The organism is Paraburkholderia caledonica, assembly GCF_000383275.1.
Lineage (GTDB): Bacteria > Pseudomonadota > Gammaproteobacteria > Burkholderiales > Burkholderiaceae > Paraburkholderia > Paraburkholderia caledonica.
The window spans coordinates 304724-322379 of sequence record NZ_KB911038.1; the positions used below are offsets into that span (position 1 = coordinate 304724).

Annotated in this window: 18 protein-coding genes; 4 read left to right on the forward strand and 14 right to left on the reverse strand. The window is 61.0% G+C overall.

The window, feature by feature from the left end; translation table 11 throughout:
* Window positions 1-87: 87 nt before the first annotated feature.
* A complete protein-coding gene (locus H281_RS36025) occupies window positions 88-489 on the reverse strand; it encodes a DUF2946 domain-containing protein (protein WP_027804678.1) in 402 nt (133 codons plus the stop codon).
* A 211-nt stretch (window positions 490-700) separates the two neighbouring features.
* On the opposite strand from H281_RS36025, the gene H281_RS0116740 reads away from it, so the two are divergent.
* The gene (locus tag H281_RS0116740; protein ID WP_027804679.1) at window positions 701-2851 is read left to right on the forward strand and encodes a tetratricopeptide repeat protein; all 2151 of its coding nucleotides are present in this window, start codon (window positions 701-703) and stop codon (window positions 2849-2851) included.
* A gap of 55 nt (window positions 2852-2906) precedes the next feature.
* Here H281_RS0116740 and H281_RS0116745 read toward each other — a convergent pair whose 3' ends face one another.
* The 10 genes from H281_RS0116745 to H281_RS0116790 all read right to left on the reverse strand — a co-directional run bounded on the left by H281_RS0116745 (window position 2907) and on the right by H281_RS0116790 (window position 10326).
* A complete protein-coding gene (locus H281_RS0116745) occupies window positions 2907-3323 on the reverse strand; it encodes a DUF1801 domain-containing protein (protein ID WP_020068290.1) in 417 nt (138 codons plus the stop codon).
* A 23-nt stretch (window positions 3324-3346) separates the two neighbouring features.
* Window positions 3347-3874 carry an SRPBCC family protein gene (locus H281_RS0116750; RefSeq protein WP_020068291.1) on the reverse strand — a complete coding sequence of 176 codons (528 nt, stop codon included), beginning with the start codon at window positions 3872-3874 and terminating at the stop codon, window positions 3347-3349.
* Window positions 3871-4206: an ArsR/SmtB family transcription factor gene (locus tag H281_RS0116755; protein WP_020068292.1), complete on the reverse strand. Its 336-nt coding sequence runs from the start codon at window positions 4204-4206 to the stop codon at window positions 3871-3873. Before H281_RS0116755 ends, H281_RS0116750 begins: the two co-directional genes overlap by 4 nt.
* A 99-nt stretch (window positions 4207-4305) precedes the next feature.
* Complete coding sequence (hpaI, locus tag H281_RS0116760) at window positions 4306-5109, reverse strand: 4-hydroxy-2-oxoheptanedioate aldolase (RefSeq protein ID WP_020068293.1); 804 nt, start codon at window positions 5107-5109, stop codon at window positions 4306-4308.
* Between the two features lie 8 nt (window positions 5110-5117).
* Window positions 5118-5921, reverse strand: a complete 804-nt coding sequence (gene hpaH, locus H281_RS0116765) for a 2-oxo-hept-4-ene-1,7-dioate hydratase (RefSeq protein WP_020068294.1) — start codon at window positions 5919-5921, stop codon at window positions 5118-5120.
* A 42-nt stretch (window positions 5922-5963) separates the two neighbouring features.
* The gene (locus H281_RS0116770; RefSeq protein ID WP_020068295.1) at window positions 5964-6365 is read right to left on the reverse strand and encodes a 5-carboxymethyl-2-hydroxymuconate Delta-isomerase; all 402 of its coding nucleotides are present in this window, start codon (window positions 6363-6365) and stop codon (window positions 5964-5966) included.
* Window positions 6366-6385: 20 nt separating this feature from the next.
* Window positions 6386-7249 (reverse strand): 3,4-dihydroxyphenylacetate 2,3-dioxygenase, encoded by an 864-nt coding sequence (gene hpaD, locus H281_RS0116775; protein WP_020068296.1) that lies wholly within the window; start codon window positions 7247-7249, stop codon window positions 6386-6388.
* A gap of 62 nt (window positions 7250-7311) precedes the next feature.
* A complete protein-coding gene (gene hpaE, locus H281_RS0116780; protein ID WP_020068297.1) occupies window positions 7312-8769 on the reverse strand; it encodes a 5-carboxymethyl-2-hydroxymuconate semialdehyde dehydrogenase in 1458 nt (485 codons plus the stop codon).
* A 28-nt stretch (window positions 8770-8797) separates the two neighbouring features.
* The gene (locus H281_RS0116785) at window positions 8798-9556 is read right to left on the reverse strand and encodes a fumarylacetoacetate hydrolase family protein (protein ID WP_020068298.1); all 759 of its coding nucleotides are present in this window, start codon (window positions 9554-9556) and stop codon (window positions 8798-8800) included.
* On the reverse strand, window positions 9553-10326 hold the full coding sequence (locus H281_RS0116790; protein ID WP_020068299.1) for a fumarylacetoacetate hydrolase family protein: 774 nt from the start codon (window positions 10324-10326) through the stop codon (window positions 9553-9555). The genes H281_RS0116785 and H281_RS0116790 overlap by 4 nt, the downstream gene beginning before the upstream one ends.
* A 192-nt stretch (window positions 10327-10518) precedes the next feature.
* Between H281_RS0116790 and hpaR the strand changes: the two genes are divergently transcribed.
* Entirely contained in the window at window positions 10519-10926 is a 408-nt protein-coding gene (hpaR, locus tag H281_RS0116795) for a homoprotocatechuate degradation operon regulator HpaR (protein WP_020068300.1), read from the forward strand.
* 18 nt (window positions 10927-10944) lie between these two features.
* Here the strand turns inward: hpaR and H281_RS0116800 are convergent, their stop codons facing one another.
* Together H281_RS0116800 and H281_RS0116805 are read right to left on the reverse strand one after the other, a co-directional pair.
* The gene (locus H281_RS0116800; protein WP_020068301.1) at window positions 10945-12087 is read right to left on the reverse strand and encodes a DSD1 family PLP-dependent enzyme; all 1143 of its coding nucleotides are present in this window, start codon (window positions 12085-12087) and stop codon (window positions 10945-10947) included.
* 132 nt (window positions 12088-12219) lie between these two features.
* Window positions 12220-13131 carry a LysR family transcriptional regulator gene (locus H281_RS0116805; protein WP_020068302.1) on the reverse strand — a complete coding sequence of 304 codons (912 nt, stop codon included), beginning with the start codon at window positions 13129-13131 and terminating at the stop codon, window positions 12220-12222.
* Window positions 13132-13301: 170 nt separating this feature from the next.
* Between H281_RS0116805 and H281_RS0116810 the strand changes: the two genes are divergently transcribed.
* A complete protein-coding gene (locus tag H281_RS0116810; RefSeq protein WP_020068303.1) occupies window positions 13302-14372 on the forward strand; it encodes a hypothetical protein in 1071 nt (356 codons plus the stop codon).
* 19 nt (window positions 14373-14391) lie between these two features.
* Here the strand turns inward: H281_RS0116810 and H281_RS0116815 are convergent, their stop codons facing one another.
* Entirely contained in the window at window positions 14392-15801 is a 1410-nt protein-coding gene (locus H281_RS0116815) for an MFS transporter (RefSeq protein WP_020068304.1), read from the reverse strand.
* 325 nt (window positions 15802-16126) lie between these two features.
* On the opposite strand from H281_RS0116815, the gene H281_RS0116820 reads away from it, so the two are divergent.
* A complete protein-coding gene (locus H281_RS0116820) occupies window positions 16127-17650 on the forward strand; it encodes a CoA-acylating methylmalonate-semialdehyde dehydrogenase (protein WP_020068305.1) in 1524 nt (507 codons plus the stop codon).
* Window positions 17651-17656: the final 6 nt, after the last annotated feature.

The following is a 17656-nucleotide window of genomic DNA, read 5'->3' on the forward strand; positions in this document are numbered from 1 at the left end:
GTTTCCTTGATGCATTGAACGGACGATCGCGCGCGCCGTCGACGGATGCGACGAATGCGGTCAATGCGCGATCAGGAACAACGACAATCAGGAAACGACAGGGGGTGCTCTTGGGCGCCCGGACGGGAACGCGCCGAGCGGTGTAAAGCGGGTGGAGAGAACAGGCGGTGCAGTGCCCGCAGCCATAACGGCTAGCGGCGCGGGCGTTGCGGCAACCGTGGGCATTGCCACGTGATGTTGCAGGAGATGGCAGTACCCACAAGCGCCGAAGGCGTCGTCGTGACTGAGATGCACCGCCATTGCATCGGCATGGGCTGCCTGATTCGCCGCGCCGGGCTGGACCGTTTGCAGCGCCGAACACAACGCGGCGATCGGCTCCTGCGCGCGGTTGGACGCCAGCACCTGACTCGCGGCAGGCGCAAACACGACGAGCCACATGGCGATGAGGCCAAGCCAGGCGGTCAGACGGTTGCGGGAACGTGGAGTCATGGCGATGAGCAAGGAAACGCGGGCGATTCTAGCATTGCGCGCCGCTTTTTTCTGCCTGATCCCGGCTATAGCAGCGGATTGACGGTGTAAAACCGCTCATTTCGCGCCGTTACAATCGCGCCGCATCGCTTAATCTGCGTGCTACATGTTCGCTTTCGTGCAACATGCGCGACTCCGTGCGCGAATGCCAGACCGCAACGTAACCCGACTCATGAATCTCACGCAGACGCTTGCCTCTTCTATTACCGAACTGAACCAGCAGGCGATGGCGCTTTATTCCGCGGATCAATTTGCTGCGGCATTATCGACCGTCATGCCGGTGATCGAGCGGGACGAAAGCGCGCTGGACGGCGCTGCGATTCACGCAATGGCCGACGCGCTCAACCTTGCGGGCGCTTCTTCGTGCCGTCTCGGCGAGCCGGACGATGCCGAGCGTTATTGGCGCCGGTGTTTGCGCATGATGCCCGGCTACGTCGAGGTATATGAAAGCCTCGGCGAGTTGCTGAAAGCGCGCGGACGTCTGTCCGCGGCAAAGGCAATCTACCGGCAACTGATCGTTCTGCAGCCCGGCCATGCAGATGCCCACAATCAGCTAGGCGCAGTGCTTTATGCACAGGGCTACCACGAAGATGCGGAAGCGTCGTACCGCAGGGCGCTCGTGCTACGCCCGGATCACGCAGAAGCGCATTACAACCACGGCGTCGTGCTGCACGCACTGCAACGCCTGGACGAGGCCGAAGCCGCTTATCGCGAGACGCTCGTCCGATTGCCGGCGCATGCGGAAGCACACAACAACCTGGGCAACGTATTGATGGACCTTGGCCGCGTCGCGCAAGCGGACGCTGCTTATCGCGAGGCGCTCACGATCAGGCCGCAGTATCCAGAGGCATTGAACAATCTTGCAGGCGCGCTCAAGGCAGCGCAGCGCCTGACCGAGGCAGAACTCGCGTGCCGGCTTGCGTTGACCATGCGGCCCGATTACGCGGAAGCCCACGTCAATCTCGGGGCCACGTTGACCGATCTGCAGCGGCTGCCCGAGGCGGAGGCGGCCTACCGCAAGGCAATCGCGCTTCGTGCCGATTACGCCGAGGCGTACTACAACCTCGGCATTACACTCTTCAAGCTCGAACGTCTGACCGAGGCCGCAGAGGCTTACCGGGAAGCGGTTCGTCTGCGGCCCGGCATCGCGCCCGCGCACAACAATCTCGGCTGCGTGCTGCGCCTGCTCGATTGTTTGCCTGAAGCTGTTGAGTGCTTCGAGCAGGCTCTATCCGTTCATCCCGATCTCGCTGAAGCGCATTACAACCTCGGCGCTACGCTCGCGCAGCTGAAGCGCTGGCCCGGAGCAGAGAGTGCGTATCGTCGCGCGCTTGAATTACGTGCGGATTACGGCGAAGCGCGCTTCGGGCTAGCTACGTTGTTACTCGGCATGGGGCGTTTCGACGAAGGGTGGCGGCTATACGAATGCCGTTATCAACTAGCCGGTTTCGTGCATCGGCACTCTGCTCAGAGACTGCGTTGTCCGCAGTGGCAGGGCGACGCGCTGTCGGGGCGTTCGCTGCTCGTCTGGCAGGAAGACGGTCTCGGCGATATGCTGCAATTCAGCCGTTATTTCGCCTTGCTGAAGGCGCAGGGCGCAGCGAATGTCGCGTTCGCCTGCGCGCCTGCGCTGCATAGGCTAATGGCTCGCGTAGACGGCGTTGATGCCGTACTCGACCACGACACGGCCGTCGCGCGCGCCTCCGCTTACCACTGCTGGACGAGTCTGCTGAGCGCGCCGCTGCATCTGCGCACGGCTGTCGACACCATCCCGCGACCGGTCCGACTTTCGGTGGAACCGTCGCTCGTCGAACGGTGGCAGACCGTTATCGACGCGCTGCCGCCGGGTCGCAGAATCGGCCTCGTATGGAAGGGCAACGCGAAGCATCATAACGACGCGAACCGCTCGATTCCGTCACTCGCTACGCTTGCGCCGCTGTGGAGCGTAGACGGCGTGAGTTTCGTGAGTCTGCAAAAGGGGCAGGGCGAGGACGAAGCACGAAATCCGCCTGCCGGTCAGCCGTTGCTTCACCTCGGCTCGATGGTGACCGATCTGGCCGACAGCGCTGCGATTGTCGGGCAACTCGATCTGGTGATTTGCGTGGATACGTCGATCGCGCATCTCGCTGCGTCGCTCGGCAAACCCTGCTGGGTAGTCCTGCCGGAAAAAGATGTCGACTGGCGCTGGATGCACGAGCGTAGCGATTCGCCGTGGTATCCGCACACGCTGCGGCTATTTCGTCGCGAGCGAGGGGAGGAATGGGCCGTGGTCGTCGAAAGAGTGAGGCAGGCGTGCGTGGCGCGATTCGGCGTGCGCAATTAACAAGGAGCGGCGCAAGCGCGCCTCGACTTGCAGGCACTGCGGCCCGGAGCCGCGACTACTTCGCTCGCTTCGGCTTTGCCTTTTTGCTGGACGTGTTCAACGCGATTGCGGCGCGAATGAGGGACTTGAACGCATCCGCGTCGAGTTCTTCACCCTCATGAATGTCGATTGCGCGCCGCACGTTTCCGTCGAGGCTGGAGTTGAACAGCTTCGCCGGGTCTTCCAACGATGCCCCCTTCGCGAAGGTCAGTTTCACGACCGACTTGTAAGACTCGCCCGTGCAGATGATTCCGTCATGCGACCACACAGGCGTGCCCATCCACTTCCATTCTTCCACCACATCCGGATCAGCCTCTTTGATGAGCTTGCGCATCGCGCTCAAGGTCGTCCCGCGCCAGTCTCCGAGGTCCGCGATTCTTTTGTCGATCAGTTCGGAGGCCGACTGGGTTTCTGTGGAAGCGGAGCGGTTCATATCGTTCTCCTCGGCTTTCCGGTTCAAAGGCCGAACTGCTTTGCGTATTCGGTATTCAGGCGCGGCCACTCGAATTTCATTGCTTCGCCGGCAACGATGCGTCCAATCGGATCGTCGGCAAGCAAGCGGTCGAGTACGTCGAGGCAGATGTGCCAGCCGGCCGCACCCATCGATATGAAGTTGCGATCGATGTTGTGCCATAGCGTGAGACGCGTGCCGTCGCCGAGCGCTTCGAGCTGCCAGCGAAGATCGTTCTCGCCCCAGCGATACTCGAGCAGGTTGGGCGCGTCGGCGCGGGTCACTTGAGTCTCGGACACTTGCGGTGTGGGCGTGCCCACCGTGGAGAGCTTGACTGGACCGACCGAGCCAAGGCTGTGGTCCGCGTCGAACGGTGCCCATTCGCGCAGGCTGGCAGGATCTGTCAGCGCTTGCCACACTTTGTCCGGCGAATGGCACAACTCACGCACGAGGACGAGTGTCCATCTGTCTCCGTCTTTCTGAACTTTGGCTCCGGCGGCAGGACCGGGCCGGTAAGACTCGCGATTGCTCATCGTTTCTTCTCCTTGCGGGGCGGTGCGGGATGGGTCTGATCGAGATGACGCTCGAGCGCGTCGAGATGAACCGACCAGAAACGGCGAAACGGAGCGAGCCAGGCGTCGATTTCCATAAGCGGCTCGGGCTTGATCCGATACACACGCCGCTGCGCCTCAACACGCGACTCAACGAAGCCGGCGTCTCGAAGCACTCGCAAATGCTTTGAAACAGACGGCTGCGAGAGCTTGAGCTGTTCCTCGATATCGCCCACGGATTGCTCCGAAGAGGCAAGCAGACTGAGGATAGCGCGGCGGCTCGGCTCGGCGATGACAGCAAATGTTGAGTCCATAGTGTTTATATACCTCGTGGAGTATATAAATGTCAAGCCGCGAGGCATGACGAAACGCGGTTGCCTTACGGTGCTGGTTGCGGCCTTGCTTGCGGCTCTTTAGTACCCGCCCCGCGCGCTGACGCGCGATCCCGCAGTGTTCTTATACGATGCCGCCAGATCTGCTGCCGCGCGGCTCAGCAAACCCGTATCCGTTCCGACAGCGACAAACGTCGCACCGGCCGCAAGATATTCTTCGGCGATCGCCCGATCCGGCGCCAGTACGCCCGCTGCCTTGCCCGCGCGCCGTACGCTTTCGATGCCGCCGCGAATCGCCTCGCGCACGCTGGCCTCGCCGGGTTGGCCAAGCAGACCCATCGACGCACTCAGATCCGCAGGTCCGAAAAACACGCCATCCACGCCGTCGACAGCGGCAATCGCCGCCAGGTTGTTCATGCCTTCCACGGTCTCCACCTGAACCAGTACGCAGAGTTCGTCTGCGGCGCGGGTCAGGTAGTCGGGGATGCGGTTCCAGCGCGATGCGCGCGCCAATGCGCTGCCCACGCCCCGAATGCCTTGCGGCGGATAGCGCGTTGCCGCCACCGCGTCGGCCGCCTGACTTGCGGTGTCGATCATCGGCAGCAATAGCGTTTGGGCGCCGATGTCGAGCAGCTGCTTGATCAACGCGCTATCGCTTCGCACAGGACGTACCACCGGATGCGACGCATAAGCCGCGACCGCCTGCAACTGCGCGAGCGTGCTGCGCACGTCGTTCGGTGCGTGCTCGTTGTCGATCAATAGCCAGTCGAAACCCGCAGTGGCGAGTAACTCGGTCACGTAGGCGTCGGCCAGTGCCGCCCACAAGCCGAATTGCGGCGTACCTTCACGCAGTGCGCGTTTGAATGTGTTCTGCGGCAGGGACATGTGCGTACTCAAATGAAGTTCAATCCGATGCCGCCGAGCGGACCATAATCGACGTGGAAGGTGTCGCCTGCTCTGGCGGGAATCGGGCTCGTGAAAGAACCGCTAAGAATCACGTCGTTCGCATTCAGCATTTCGTCGTAAGGGGCGATCTTGTTCGCGAGCCACGCGACGCCTGTAGCCGGATGATTCAGCACGGCCGCCGCAAGCCCGCTTTCTTCGACGGCGCCGTTCTTATAAAGCAACGCGCCGACCCAGCGAAGATCGACATCGAGCGGACGCACCGGACGCCCGCCCAGCACGATGCCCGCATTCGCCGCAAAGTCGGAGATAGTGTCGTAGACCTTGCGCGGGGCACGCGTCTCGCGGTCGAACTGCTCGATGCGCGCGTCGATGATTTCCACTGCGGGCGTCACATAAGCCGTTGCATCGAGCACGTCGAACAGCGTAACGCCCGGGCCTTTCAGGGGCCTGCTAAGCACAAACGCAAGTTCTACTTCGACGCGCGGCGCAATGAAGCGGTCCGCGCGAATGTCCTGACCGTTTTCAATAAACATGCTGTCGAGCAGCGGCGCATAGTCCGGCTCGTCGATCTGAGAAGAACGCTGCATCGCGCGCGACGTGAGGCCGATCTTGCGCCCCTTGATCACATGTCCTTCGGCGAGCTTGAGGTTCACCCATTCGCGCTGGATCGCGTAACCGTCTTCGACAGTCATCTGCGGATAAGCCGCGGAAAAGTGGCGCAATTGCGTGCGTGTTTTCTCCGCGTTGTCGAGTTGTGCGGCGAGCTCGCGAATGGTTTGTTGGTCTAGCATGATGAGTTCTCTATTGAGCCGCTGTCAGTGTGTTCCGGCTCGCTACTGCGCTTTGAGCCGCGCGTGCAGGTTGTTATGCTTCCAGGTGCCTGCTTCGCTGAATTCGTTGATTTCCAGCGATAACGCTAGCCCGCTCTGTTCGAACTCATTGGCGAAGTGCTGTTTGATGAGCGCGAATAGCGCATCGCCCGTTGCCTTCTTCGTGGCATCGGAGCGGCCCGCAGCGATCTTCAGGTTTGCGTGGAGAAATGCTGCGTCGGCGCGTCCGTCTGCAATGCAATAGTGTTCACACCGCAACGCGCGGACGCGAATGCCGCCAAGCGGAAAGACACGTTGTTCGTTATCGCGCTGTTCAGCAAGACATTGAGCGAGGGTATTGCACAGGCGGCTAATACTTTCTGCGTCAGAAAGATTCGCGCTGTACTCGAGTGTTAGATGCGGCACGTCAGTCTCCTTTACGCAAGTCAGGCGGTCAGTGGAGTCACTGGAAAGATCGCATTGATCTGTCCCGTACCCGAACTGCCGAAATAAGGCGTGACGACTTCCACCTTGCCGTCATAGCGGTCCCAGCCGAGCGCGCCCAGCAGCATTGCCGTGTCGTGCATGCCGCCTTCGCCCCAGCATTTTTCGTTGTAAAGCGGCAGCATTTCGCAGAACGTCTTCCAGTCACCGGCTTGCCACAACTCGACAACCCTGCGGTCCATCTGTTCGAGGAACGGGCTCCATACTTTATGCATGAACTGCTCGGCGGTGCCGTTGTTGGCGAAATGGTGACTCAGCGAACCGCTTGCCAGAATCGCGACCGTGCCGTCGTAACGCTCTTCGATCGCCTTGCGCACCGCGAGACCGAAGCGCGCGCTCGTATCAAGGTCATGCCACATGCACCAGCCGGCTACCGACACCGCCTTGAAGTGCTGATCGCCGTTCATATAGCGCATGGGCACCAGCGTGCCGTATTCGAGTTCGAGCGTGGTCTCGCTATGCGCGCGGCTCTTCACGCCCATTTCGTTGGCCACTTCCGCAATCAGATTGCCGAGGTCCACGTTGCCCGGGTAAGCGTAGGGCATGTTCTTGATGAAATGCGGTAATTCGTTGCTCGTGTAGATGCCCTCGAACTTCGGCGCGCAATTGATGTGGTACTCGCTATTAACGAGCCAATGCACGTCGAACACGACGATCGTATCCACGCCCAGTTCGCGGCAACGCCGGCCAATCTCACGATGGCCGTCGATTGCGGGCTGACGGCAACCCTTGTGCGGACCGTCGAGCTCGGACAGATATAACGACGGCACGTGTGTCACTTTTGCTGCCAGCGCGAGTTTGCCCATCGCGGTCTCCTCTTGTTTATGTCGCGAAACGCAATGCGGCTCGCGCTCGACACGTCGGCGTGTCAGACGCCCCAGCGTGGAATGTGATGCGAGCCGAGCGACACGCAAACGTTCTTCGGTTCGAGGAACACTTCATAACTCCACGTCCCGCCTTCGCGCCCCACGCCCGATGCCTTTGTGCCACCGAACGGCTGGCGCAGGTCGCGCACGTTCTGACTGTTGACGAAGCACATGCCGGCTTCGACGGAAGCCGCCACACGGTGCGCGCGCCCCGTGTTCTCCGTCCAGATGTAGCTCGACAGACCGTATGAGATGTCGTTAGCGAGTCTGATCGCATCGGCTTCGTCGTCGAATGGGATCAGGCACGCAACGGGGCCAAAGATCTCTTCCTGCGCAATACGCATACGGTTGTCGACATCGACGAATACCGTGGGCATCACGAAGTTGCCATGACGCATGGAGTCGGGCAACCCGGGCATGTCGAGACCGCCGCAGGCAAGCGTTGCGCCTTCTTTCGGTCCGAGTTCGATATAGCTGCGCACTTTCGCCAGGTGCCCCTGGCTGATCATCGGTCCAATGATCGTGCTGTCGGCAAGCGGATCGCCAACCGTGAGGCGCTTCGCGCGTTCGATAAAGCGTTCAGCGAATTTCGCGTAAATCGACTTTTGCACAAGGATCCGCGAGCCGGCCGTGCAGCGCTCGCCGTTGTTCGAGAAGATCATGAATACGGCGGCATCGAGAGCGCGTTCGAAATCGGCGTCGTCGAAAATGACGAACGGCGACTTTCCACCGAGTTCCATTGAATACTTCTTGAGTCCGGCGCTCTGCACAATCCGGTTGCCCGTTGCAGTCGATCCGGTAAAGGACACCGCGTGCACGTCCGGATGCGCGACGAGCGGCTCGCCCGTTTCTTTGCCGAAACCATGCACGACGTTCAACACGCCTGCTGGGATTCCCGCTTCCAGAGCGAGATTGCCGAGCATCGACGCGGTAAGCGGCGAAAGCTCGCTCATCTTCAGAACCGCGGTATTGCCGAACGCGAGACAGGGCGCGACCTTCCATGTCGCCGTCATGAACGGTACATTCCACGGTGAAATGAGCGCGCACACGCCGACCGGATGAAAAAGCGTGTAGTTCAGATGCGTGTCGGTAGGGTACGTGTGGCCGTCCACGCGTGTGCACATCTCGGCGAAATAGCTGAAGTTGTCGGCCGCGCGCGGCACGAGTTGTTTGCGCGTCTGCGAAATGGTCTGGCCTGTGTCCTTCGTTTCGGTTTCCGATATCTCGGGCACGTTCTTCGCGATCAGTTCGCCGAGCTTGCGAATCAGCTTTGCGCGTTCCGCAGCGGGCTTGCCTGCCCATGCGGGGAATGCTTCCTTTGCGGCTCGCACCGCGGCATCGACTTCCGCCTCTGTGCCACGGGCCACTTCCGCAAGTACTTCTTGCGTCGCCGGATTGACCGTTTCGAAATAATCTTTCGCGCCGCCTGCTTTGCCGTTGATCAGATGTTCGATTCGCATTGCGTTGTCCTTTGCTTTTTTCTGGCGGTCAGGCGCGGCCGAAGTCCGCGTCGGATGCAATCGTATTGACGAGACGGCCAAGGCCGTCTATCTCGCACACCACTTCGTCTCCCGCGTTCACATTGACAATACCCTCGGGCGTACCTGTGAGGATCACGTCGCCGGGTGCGAGCGTCATGAAGCTGCTGAGATATTCGATCAACGCGGGAATATCGGTCACGAGATCGCGCGTATTGCCGCGCTGTTGCAGCGTGCCGTTGACGAACGTACGCAACTCCAGTTGCGTGACGTCTTCAATGTCGGCGGCGTCGACGAACCATGGGCCGAGCACCGTGCCGCCGTCGCGATTCTTCACGCGCAGGTTGGGGCGGTAATAGTTTTCGAGGTAGTCGCGGATCGCGTAGTCGTTGGCGATCGTATAGCCGGCCACGTGTTGCATCGCATTGTCGCGCGTCACATGGCGCGCTCCCTGGCCTATTACGACAGCGAGCTCGCACTCGTAGTGCATGAAGGCGACGTCGGCCGGGCGGCGCGTAAAGCCCCGATGACCGAGAACCGTGCCCGGTCCCTTCAAGAAAACGAGCGGCTCTTCCTGCTTGTTGAATTGCAACTCTTTCGCGTGCTCGGCGTAATTCAAACCGAGCGCGAAGATGGTGCCGACTTCAATGGGCGCGAGCCAGACGACCTGATCTTCGCGACACACGCGGCCGTCTGCAAGCAGCACGCCTTGTGGATGCGGATAGGCTTCGTGAATCGCTCCGGCAAATGCAACACGGCCGCGCATCATGGCTGTTCTCCGTCTAATTCTTTTGGGCCGGTGAACGACACGTGAAGCGGCGGCAGCTCGCCGATCGAAAGGGTCGCCGCGTCGCCGACGTGGGCAATGGGCGAGCCATGCGGAACGCCGAGCGTGATGACGTCGCCCGCCGCGAGCGTCATGAATTCGGTGACGTCGGCAAGCAGTCGCGCCACACCGCGTACCGACGAAGCGGTACTGGCCGCTATAGCACCGGCACCGTTCAACGACACCGCGATGGCCAGGTCGTCGGGATTCGCAACATGGCGCGCCGCAACAACCGCGGGTCCGACCACACAGAAGCCGTCGCGGGCGCGAAAGCGCACCGACGGTCGATAGACACTCGCATGCGGCACGCTGAGATCGGCCACGACCGTATAGCCCGCGATGTAATCGAACGCGCGCTCCACGCTAACCTGCGTTGCGGTGCGCCCAATCACGATGCCGAGCGACGCGCCTATTTCTACGCCGAGTGTATCGTCGGGTATGACGATTTTCGCGCGATGCCCCGCGAGCGTGTTGCGCGGCTTCAGATAAAGAACCGGCGCTTTCGGCGGTGATTTGTACGGCGCCGCGTGCATTGCATCGCCTAGCGCCTCTAGCGCCGCACGGTCATTGAGCAATGTTCCGTAAATCGCGCCGCTAACCGGCGGACGGCAGGCGATGCCGCGCGCGAGTAACGCCGCTGCGGCTTGCGCGTCGACATCGCGAGGCAGCGCGTCGCCTTCAGGGTGCAACAGATGATCGGCAAGTACAAACATGACCTGACAGTGCCCTTGGATAGATACTTGGCATAAACACTAACATGTTAGTAGTATTGCGCTTGATATGATCCAGGGTCAATAGCCAGTCGGCTGATCGCGGGTTTTCCCTTAAGCTTCGACGGCTGCTTCCAACCATCGTCCACTATGTCTTCGTCCGCTTCCACACGAGTTCTGCACCGCAATCTGCCGATGCTGTTGCTGCGCGCCCGAGAAAAAATGATGGAGCGTTTTCGTCCATTGATTACCGCGCATGGTTTGACTGAGCAGCAATGGCGCGTGATTCGCGCGCTCAACGAGCACGGTCCGATGGAGCCGCGCCATATCTCCGACATCTGCACGATTTCGAGCCCGAGCATGGCAGGCGTGCTCGCACGCATGGAGAGCATGGAACTGGTGACGAAGGAGCGTTTCGCGGAAGATCAGCGCCGCGTGCTCGTGTCGCTAACGGACACGAGCGTCGAGCTGGTGCGCGTGATCTCGAAGGATCTGGAGGCGCACTATCGGGAGCTGGAGCGCAAGGTGGGGCCGGAGATCGTCGAGCGGGTTTATCGCGCCGTGGACGATCTGCTGGCCGGTCTGGAGGAAGAAGACGACTGAGCGGGCACGCGGCGTTGCTTACCAGCCCTGAAAACGCATCCAGGGCGTGCTCTGGCCGTCTGGCGCAACGGCGTAGTACTCAGGAAACTGCGCGCCCGTCGCGCACGCGTGATTGGGCAGAATGCGCAGTTTCATGCCGATCGGAAAGCGTCGCGTAATGTCGCCGTTAGCTTCATGAGCGCCTTCTTCGATCGGTGAAAGAATGCCGTGTTCCTGATTCGCGCCGCTCACCACGTAGCCGGCAAGCGGCGTGCCGTTGAGCAGACACGGCTGGCCATAGCCGAAATCGTGCGCCTGCTCCGACGTGCCGCGATCGCGGCTAAAAGCCATCCATCCGGCGTCGAGTATGGCCCAGCCTTTCTCGGGCTGATGACCGATCACGGTGGCCAGCACGCTCAGCGCAATGTCCTCGAGCGCACAAACGCCGACGTTGTGCATGACGAGATCGAAGAATACATAGACGCCCGCCCGCACCTCGGTCACGCCATCCAGTTGCGTGGCCGCGAGCGCGGTGGGCGTGGAGCCGACACTGACCTGCGGGCAAGGAATGCCGGCCTCGCGCAAGCGCTGCGCCGCGCGAACACAGCCGGCGCGCTCCTGTTCCGCCAGCGCGGCGAGCGCTTCTGGGGTGTCGAGTTCGTAACTGGAACCCGCGTGCGTCATGACACCGCCGACTGTCATGCCGTTCTCGTGCAGAATCCGGCCGACGTCGAGCAAGCTCTCATGCTCCGGCGTGATGCCGGAGCGGTGCCCGTCGGTGTCTACTTCGATCCATACCTCGAACGTTGCGCCGTGTTGATCGCCGAACGCGGCGATGGCCGCTGCCGCGGTCGGGTTGTCCACCACCAGCTTGAGATTGCAGCCCTGGCGGCGCAGCGCCAAGGCTCGCGGCAGTTTCGAAGGCGCGATGCTGACTGCGTAAAGAATGTCATTCACGCCGGCGGCATGGAACGCTTCGGCTTCCTTTAGCGTGGAGACAGTGATGCCGCGCGCGCCGGCCGCAATTTGCGCCCGCACGACGTCGATACATTTGGTGGTCTTTACATGCGGACGGAACGCGACGCCGAGCGTGTTCATATGCGCCTGCATACGCGCAATGTTCTTTTGCATCCGGCCGATGTCGATCAGGGCCGCGGGCGTTTCGATCTGTTCGAGTTTCATGCTTTCACCGGGAAATGGGCGGGATTTGGAGGATACGGCTCAAGCCCGTGGGAGCGGGACACCAGGCGCCAATTATAAAGTCGGCATGCGGCGCGAAACTTCAACCGATCGAATTCATAGATTCAGTCTGGCTTAATGCGAGATTCGCCACGGCGGCAGCGGCCGGAATCTCGCCTGCAAGTGCTGCATGAAAGTTCGTGTACGCGCGGGCAAGCCAGCACGTTGATGGGTGAGCGCGATGACGTTCGCGTCCGGAGTTTTCCACGCGGGCAGCAGGCGCACGAGCCTTCCTTTCGCGATGTCGTCCGCCACGTCCCATTCGGAGCGCAGAATCACGCCGCGGCCTTCGCATGCCCATTGACGGATCACGTCGCCGTCGTTGCAGCTCAGGTGCGATGAAACGCGTACGCTACGGCGCGTGCGGCCGCGGCTGAACTGCCAGAGGGTGACGTCTTCGTTATTCTCACGAAGCACGATACAGGGCATCCCGGCGAGGTCGTCGGGCGACTCGGGCGCGCCGATACGCTTGACGAGCGCGGGCGCCGCGCATACGAAGCGCGCGTTCGGGGCGATCGTGTAACCCACGCGGTTGGATATCGGCAGGTCGCCGATATGCACGACGATGTCGAAGCGTTCAGCCGTTTCCATGAGCGGCTGGTCCGACAGCGTCAACGCGACGTCGATATCCGGATGCTGCTGCTGAAAGTCGGCAATTGCGGGCGCCACGTAACGCCGCCCGAAACCGAGCGGCGCGTTGACTTTCAATGTGCCGATCAGGCCGCCGCGGCGCGTCTGCAGATCTTCGAATAGTGTATCGAACTGCTGAACCAGTTCCGCGCCGCGCTCGCAGAGCAGCGTACCTTCTTCGGTAAATTGAAGGCGGCGCGCGCTGCGATTGAGCAGTTGAGCACCGAGCTTCTTCTCCAGTTGTTGCAGACGCTGCGTAATTGCCGAAGGCGACAGCCCCAACTTTCGCGCCGCGGCGACGAGGCTGCCGCTTTCGCGTATGGTCAGCAGGAAGCGTATATCGGCGGAATCGTTCATGAAGGTGCTGTTTTCAGTCCTGGACCCTGGAGCTTAATGCGTTTGTCCGCACGCTTCCAGTGGCGGTGCAGGATGAAAGGTAAAGTGGTGCTTCTGTAACGCAGACGACAGCTCTAAACGCTACAGTATGCGCAGATGATTCCCTACCGCTTTCACTAAAGAGAACACCGATGCCGTTGTCACATGAGGTCGACGCCGCGCCGAAAAGTGCCCTGAAACAGGGCGTATTTTTGCACACCGGGTGGCGGAGCGCAGGCACCTGGGTGTGGTCCCGTCTCCGGGCGCTCAACGCTGTAACCGGATTTTACGAGCCGCTCAGCAACGTACTGGCTGATTTGAGTCTCGCCGATGTTGCCGCAAGCCGTCCCACGCTGACCTCCGGACATCCGCCGCTCGATGCCCCTTACTTCAACGAGTACACGCCCTTTCTGCAAGAAGGCGCGCGCGGCGTGGCCGGCTACAGCAGGCAATTCAGCATTGACCGTTTCGGCGACGTGCCGGATGCCGGATTCCCCGCGCTGCACGCGTATTTACGCAACTTGTGCGAGCACTCGACGCGGCAAGGCAGCGTGCCGGTGTTCAAGTTCTGCCGGTCATCAGGAAGGTTGCCGTGGCTCAGACACGCCTTTCCCGATGCGATGCATGTCGGTGTGTTGCGCAATCCCGCTTCGCAATTTGCTTCTGGCTGGCTCCTCAACCAGCAGTGGCGTAATCCGTTTTTTGTGGCCGCGCCTTTTCGCGTGCTTGGATTGAATCGTGCGGAACCCGTGGTGAGGCAGGTTATCGACATGTGCGATGCAAAGTTGCCGCCCGCCACGCCGGCTTCCGACGACGCCTACGCCATGGCCTGCGAACAGTACGCACGCAGCGCGGAAGGCAATAATGCATACCGCGCATTCGTCGCGCTGTGGATTCTTTGCGCGTGGCGAATGGGGCAAGGAGTCGATCTGCTCATCGACATGGACCAGCTTGGGCAGTCGCGCGAATACGCAACTCGTCTGCGAGCGAGCTTCGAGGCGCAGAGCGGCTTGTCGCCCGATTTCAGCGGCGCGCGCGATCTGGTCGAGGAAACGCGACGCAACGCGGCGCGCATCGGCGCAATAGACGGCGGGTCGATGCGCGCAGTCCATTCGGCAGCGCTAAAATTTCTCAAGGCGCAAAGCGGTATGGAGGCAGCCTTCATCGAACGAGTGCGCGAGCAAATGGTCCTCGCTAACGAGTTGACTGCGCAATGGCGCTAAACGCGCATTGTTCTTCTGCCTAAGAAGCCACGGCCTTTTTCGATTCCGCCATTGTTTCTGCCCTCAGCCGGTCGTAGCTGGTCTTGTCGAGCGGCACCGCGCCCGGCTGGCCCAGATCGGACAGTTTGACCCGGTAGTTCTCCCGCGCGCTCCATGCGGTCACCGCCGCGATAATCGTGATGCCGAACGTGATCGCTCCAATCGTGAGCGGAACATTGTGCGATCCCGGCGGCGCGACATACGCAAATAGTGCGGGCAGCAGCGCCGTAATCGTCGTCCCGATGTTCTGCCCGATCGCCATCGCGGAGACGCGCGAGCGGGTCGGAAAAAGTTCTGGATAGAAACTCGGGAATGTGGCGTTATAGCCCTGGTAGACGATGCCCCACATCAGGATCGACATGACGATCGCGAGCGCTACGTTGTGGATACTGATCGCATAGAGGTACGCAAAAGAGAGAAGCCCCGCGCCGAGTGCGCCGACAATGATCGGCAGGCGTCTGCCGATCCGGTCCGACAGATTGCCCACGTAAGGGATCACGAGCACGGCCACAATGTTGCCGATCACCGGAATCCATAGATAGACGCTTTTCGAAAAGCCGATACCGTACGCGGCCTGCACCGCATAGGCAGCGCCGAAAATCGTCGCAACCACGGGAATCACGTTCATCAGCGAGCAGCCCACCACACGCAGCATGTCGACCCAGTTGTAGCGGAACGCCTCGGCAATCGGCGACTTCGGCACGCCGCCGCTCGCGTCTTCTTTGGCGAAAGCGGGCGTTTCCTCGACCTCGCGGCGGATGATATAGCCAGCCACCAGCACCACGGCACTCAGTAGAAATGGAATACGCCAGCCCCACGAATTGAAAGAACTCTCCTCCATGAAATAGGCGAGCGGCAGAAACACGGCAGCAGCGAGAATCTGTCCGGCCTGCACGCCTTGCAGCGTGAAACTGGCGTAATAGCCGCGTCGTCCAAATGGCGCATGTTCGAGAATCATCGAGCTCGCGCCTGAGATTTCGCCGGCGACCGCAAAGCCCTGAATCAGACGAAGCACAACGAGCAGCGCCGGTGCAAGCAAGCCGACATGCTGATAGGTGGGCAGGAAGCCCACGGCCATCGTCGAAAAGCCCATCAGGAACATGCAGAGCAGCAGAACGTTCTTGCGGCCATGCGTGTCGCCCCAATGTCCGAGCACGAACGCGCCGATTGGCCGTGCGACATAACCCACACCGTAAGTCGCCAGTGAGGCGACGATCGCGATCTTTGGATTGCCGGACGGAAAAAACAGCTGAGGAAAGATCAGCGCCGCTGCCTGCGCATAAATGAAGAAATCGTAGTATTCGAGTGCCGAGCCTATCCAGCCACTGGCGGTTGCCTTGCGCGCCTGCCCGCGATGCTTGCGGTCATCCACCGATACATTCGTTGTCATGTTGCGCCTCCTCACCTGATTTTTTGGGTGACCAGCTTCTGCGGCTGCCTCATTTGGCGACCGGCGGGCCAACTATGCAACCAGGATTTGTACGACGGGGTCAAGGTTGCGGCAAACGCATGCTGCGATGCCGCAGAACGCAAAACGCCGCCGGTCGCGCGCAGTGCGCCCAGCACAGTTGCCGCGCAAAAAACAATACAGTGAGGCGCGGTTCTGTTTTGCTGTATCGGGAATATGCGACGCAGCGTGGATACAGTTGACGGACTCCAATCCGTCTGTCCGCCCGGTCCGTATGCCGCGGCACATCCCGAATCCGAGGTAATCAATGAACGCAGCAAACGAACAAGCGAAACTTTCGGTGCAGCAGATCGGCCACTATATCGGCGGGGTTGCGGTCGACCCTGCCAGCGGCCGCTTCAAGGAAGTGTTCAATCCCGCGACGGGTCAGGTGACAGGGGCGGTCGCGCTTGCGTCGATCGAGGAAGTGGATGCTGCAGTGCAATCCGCGAAAGCCGCCTTCGCCGCGTGGAGCGAAACCGCGCCGCTCAAGCGCGCACGCATCCTGTTCAAGTTCAAAGAACTGCTCAACAAGCACCACGACGAACTCGCGATGCTCATTACGCGCGAGCACGGCAAGGTGTTCACGGACGCGCAAGGGGAGGTCGTGCGTGGCATCGAAGTGGTCGAATTCGCGTGCGGCATTCCGAATCTGCTGAAGACCGATTTCACCGACCAGATCGGCGGCGGCATCGACAACTGGAATCTGCGTCAGCCGCTCGGCGTGGTCGCGGGCATCACGCCGTTCAATTTCCCGGTCATGGTGCCCATGTGGATGTTCCCCGTGGCGCTGGCTTGCGGCAACACCTTCGTGCTGAAACCGTCGGAACGCGATCCTTCGGCGTCGCTGCGAATTGCGGAACTGTTGAAAGAAGCCGGTTTGCCGGACGGCGTGTTCAATGTGGTCAACGGCGACAAAGTGGCCGTCGATGCACTCATCGAACATCCGGACGTCGCCGCACTGTCGTTCGTCGGGTCGACTCCGATCGCCGAGTACATCCATACGGAGGCGTCGAAGCGCGGCAAGCGCGTGCAGGCTCTCGGCGGCGCCAAGAATCACCTCGTGGTGATGCCCGACGCCGATCTCGACCAGGCCGTGGACGCGCTGATCGGCGCGGCATACGGATCGGCCGGCGAGCGTTGCATGGCAATTTCGGTGGCGGTGGCAGTGGGTAATGTCGCCGACAAGCTGATCGAAAAACTGGTGCCGCGCGTCAAGTCGCTCGTGATCAAGAACGGCGAGAACCTCGACGCTGAAATGGGCCCGCTCGTGACCGCGGAGCACAAGGCGAAAGTCGCGGGCTATATCGCATCGGGCGAAGAAGAGGGCGCGACGCTCATCGTGGACGGCCGCGCGCATCCGGTCGCGAACGAAGCAGGCTTCTTCATTGGCGGAACGCTGTTCGACAATGTCGGCACGCAAATGAAGATCTATAAGGAAGAGATCTTCGGCCCAGTGCTTGCCGTGGTGCGAGTGCCCGATTTCGCAAGCGCGGTGGAACTCATCAACGCGCATGAGTTTGGTAACGGCGTGTCGCTCTTTACGTCGGACGGCGGTGTGGCGCGCGCTTTCGGCCGGCAAATTCAGGTGGGCATGGTCGGCATCAATGTGCCCATTCCGGTGCCAATGGCATGGCACTCGTTCGGTGGATGGAAGAGGTCGCTATTCGGCGATCATCACGCGTATGGCGAAGAAGGCGTGCGCTTCTATACACGTTACAAGAGCATCATGCAGCGCTGGCCGGATAGCATCGCAAAGGGTGCCGAGTTCACGATGCCGGTCGCGAAGTAACTCGCG

Bases quoted from the DNA above. Each gene is read 5' to 3' on its own strand.
- H281_RS0116815 (WP_020068304.1), bottom strand. From the start codon at position 15,801: ATGACAACGAATGTATCGGTGGATGACCGCAAGCATCGCGGGCAGGCG.
- H281_RS0116805 (WP_020068302.1), bottom strand. From the start codon at position 13,131: ATGAACGATTCCGCCGATATACGCTTCCTGCTGACCATACGCGAAAGC.
- hpaH (WP_020068294.1), bottom strand. From the start codon at position 5,921: ATGCTAGACCAACAAACCATTCGCGAGCTCGCCGCACAACTCGACAAC.
- hpaE (WP_020068297.1), bottom strand. From the start codon at position 8,769: ATGCGAATCGAACATCTGATCAACGGCAAAGCAGGCGGCGCGAAAGAT.
- H281_RS0116820 (WP_020068305.1), top strand. From the start codon at position 16,127: ATGAACGCAGCAAACGAACAAGCGAAACTTTCGGTGCAGCAGATCGGC.
- H281_RS0116800 (WP_020068301.1), bottom strand. From the start codon at position 12,087: ATGAAACTCGAACAGATCGAAACGCCCGCGGCCCTGATCGACATCGGC.
- H281_RS0116745 (WP_020068290.1), bottom strand. From the start codon at position 3,323: ATGAACCGCTCCGCTTCCACAGAAACCCAGTCGGCCTCCGAACTGATC.
- H281_RS0116750 (WP_020068291.1), bottom strand. From the start codon at position 3,874: ATGAGCAATCGCGAGTCTTACCGGCCCGGTCCTGCCGCCGGAGCCAAA.
- H281_RS0116790 (WP_020068299.1), bottom strand. From the start codon at position 10,326: ATGTTTGTACTTGCCGATCATCTGTTGCACCCTGAAGGCGACGCGCTG.
- H281_RS0116810 (WP_020068303.1), top strand. From the start codon at position 13,302: ATGCCGTTGTCACATGAGGTCGACGCCGCGCCGAAAAGTGCCCTGAAA.
- H281_RS0116740 (WP_027804679.1), top strand. From the start codon at position 701: ATGAATCTCACGCAGACGCTTGCCTCTTCTATTACCGAACTGAACCAG.
- H281_RS0116755 (WP_020068292.1), bottom strand. From the start codon at position 4,206: ATGGACTCAACATTTGCTGTCATCGCCGAGCCGAGCCGCCGCGCTATC.
- H281_RS0116785 (WP_020068298.1), bottom strand. From the start codon at position 9,556: ATGATGCGCGGCCGTGTTGCATTTGCCGGAGCGATTCACGAAGCCTAT.
- H281_RS36025 (WP_027804678.1), bottom strand. From the start codon at position 489: ATGACTCCACGTTCCCGCAACCGTCTGACCGCCTGGCTTGGCCTCATC.
- hpaR (WP_020068300.1), top strand. From the start codon at position 10,519: ATGCTGTTGCTGCGCGCCCGAGAAAAAATGATGGAGCGTTTTCGTCCA.
- hpaD (WP_020068296.1), bottom strand. From the start codon at position 7,249: ATGGGCAAACTCGCGCTGGCAGCAAAAGTGACACACGTGCCGTCGTTA.
- hpaI (WP_020068293.1), bottom strand. From the start codon at position 5,109: ATGTCCCTGCCGCAGAACACATTCAAACGCGCACTGCGTGAAGGTACG.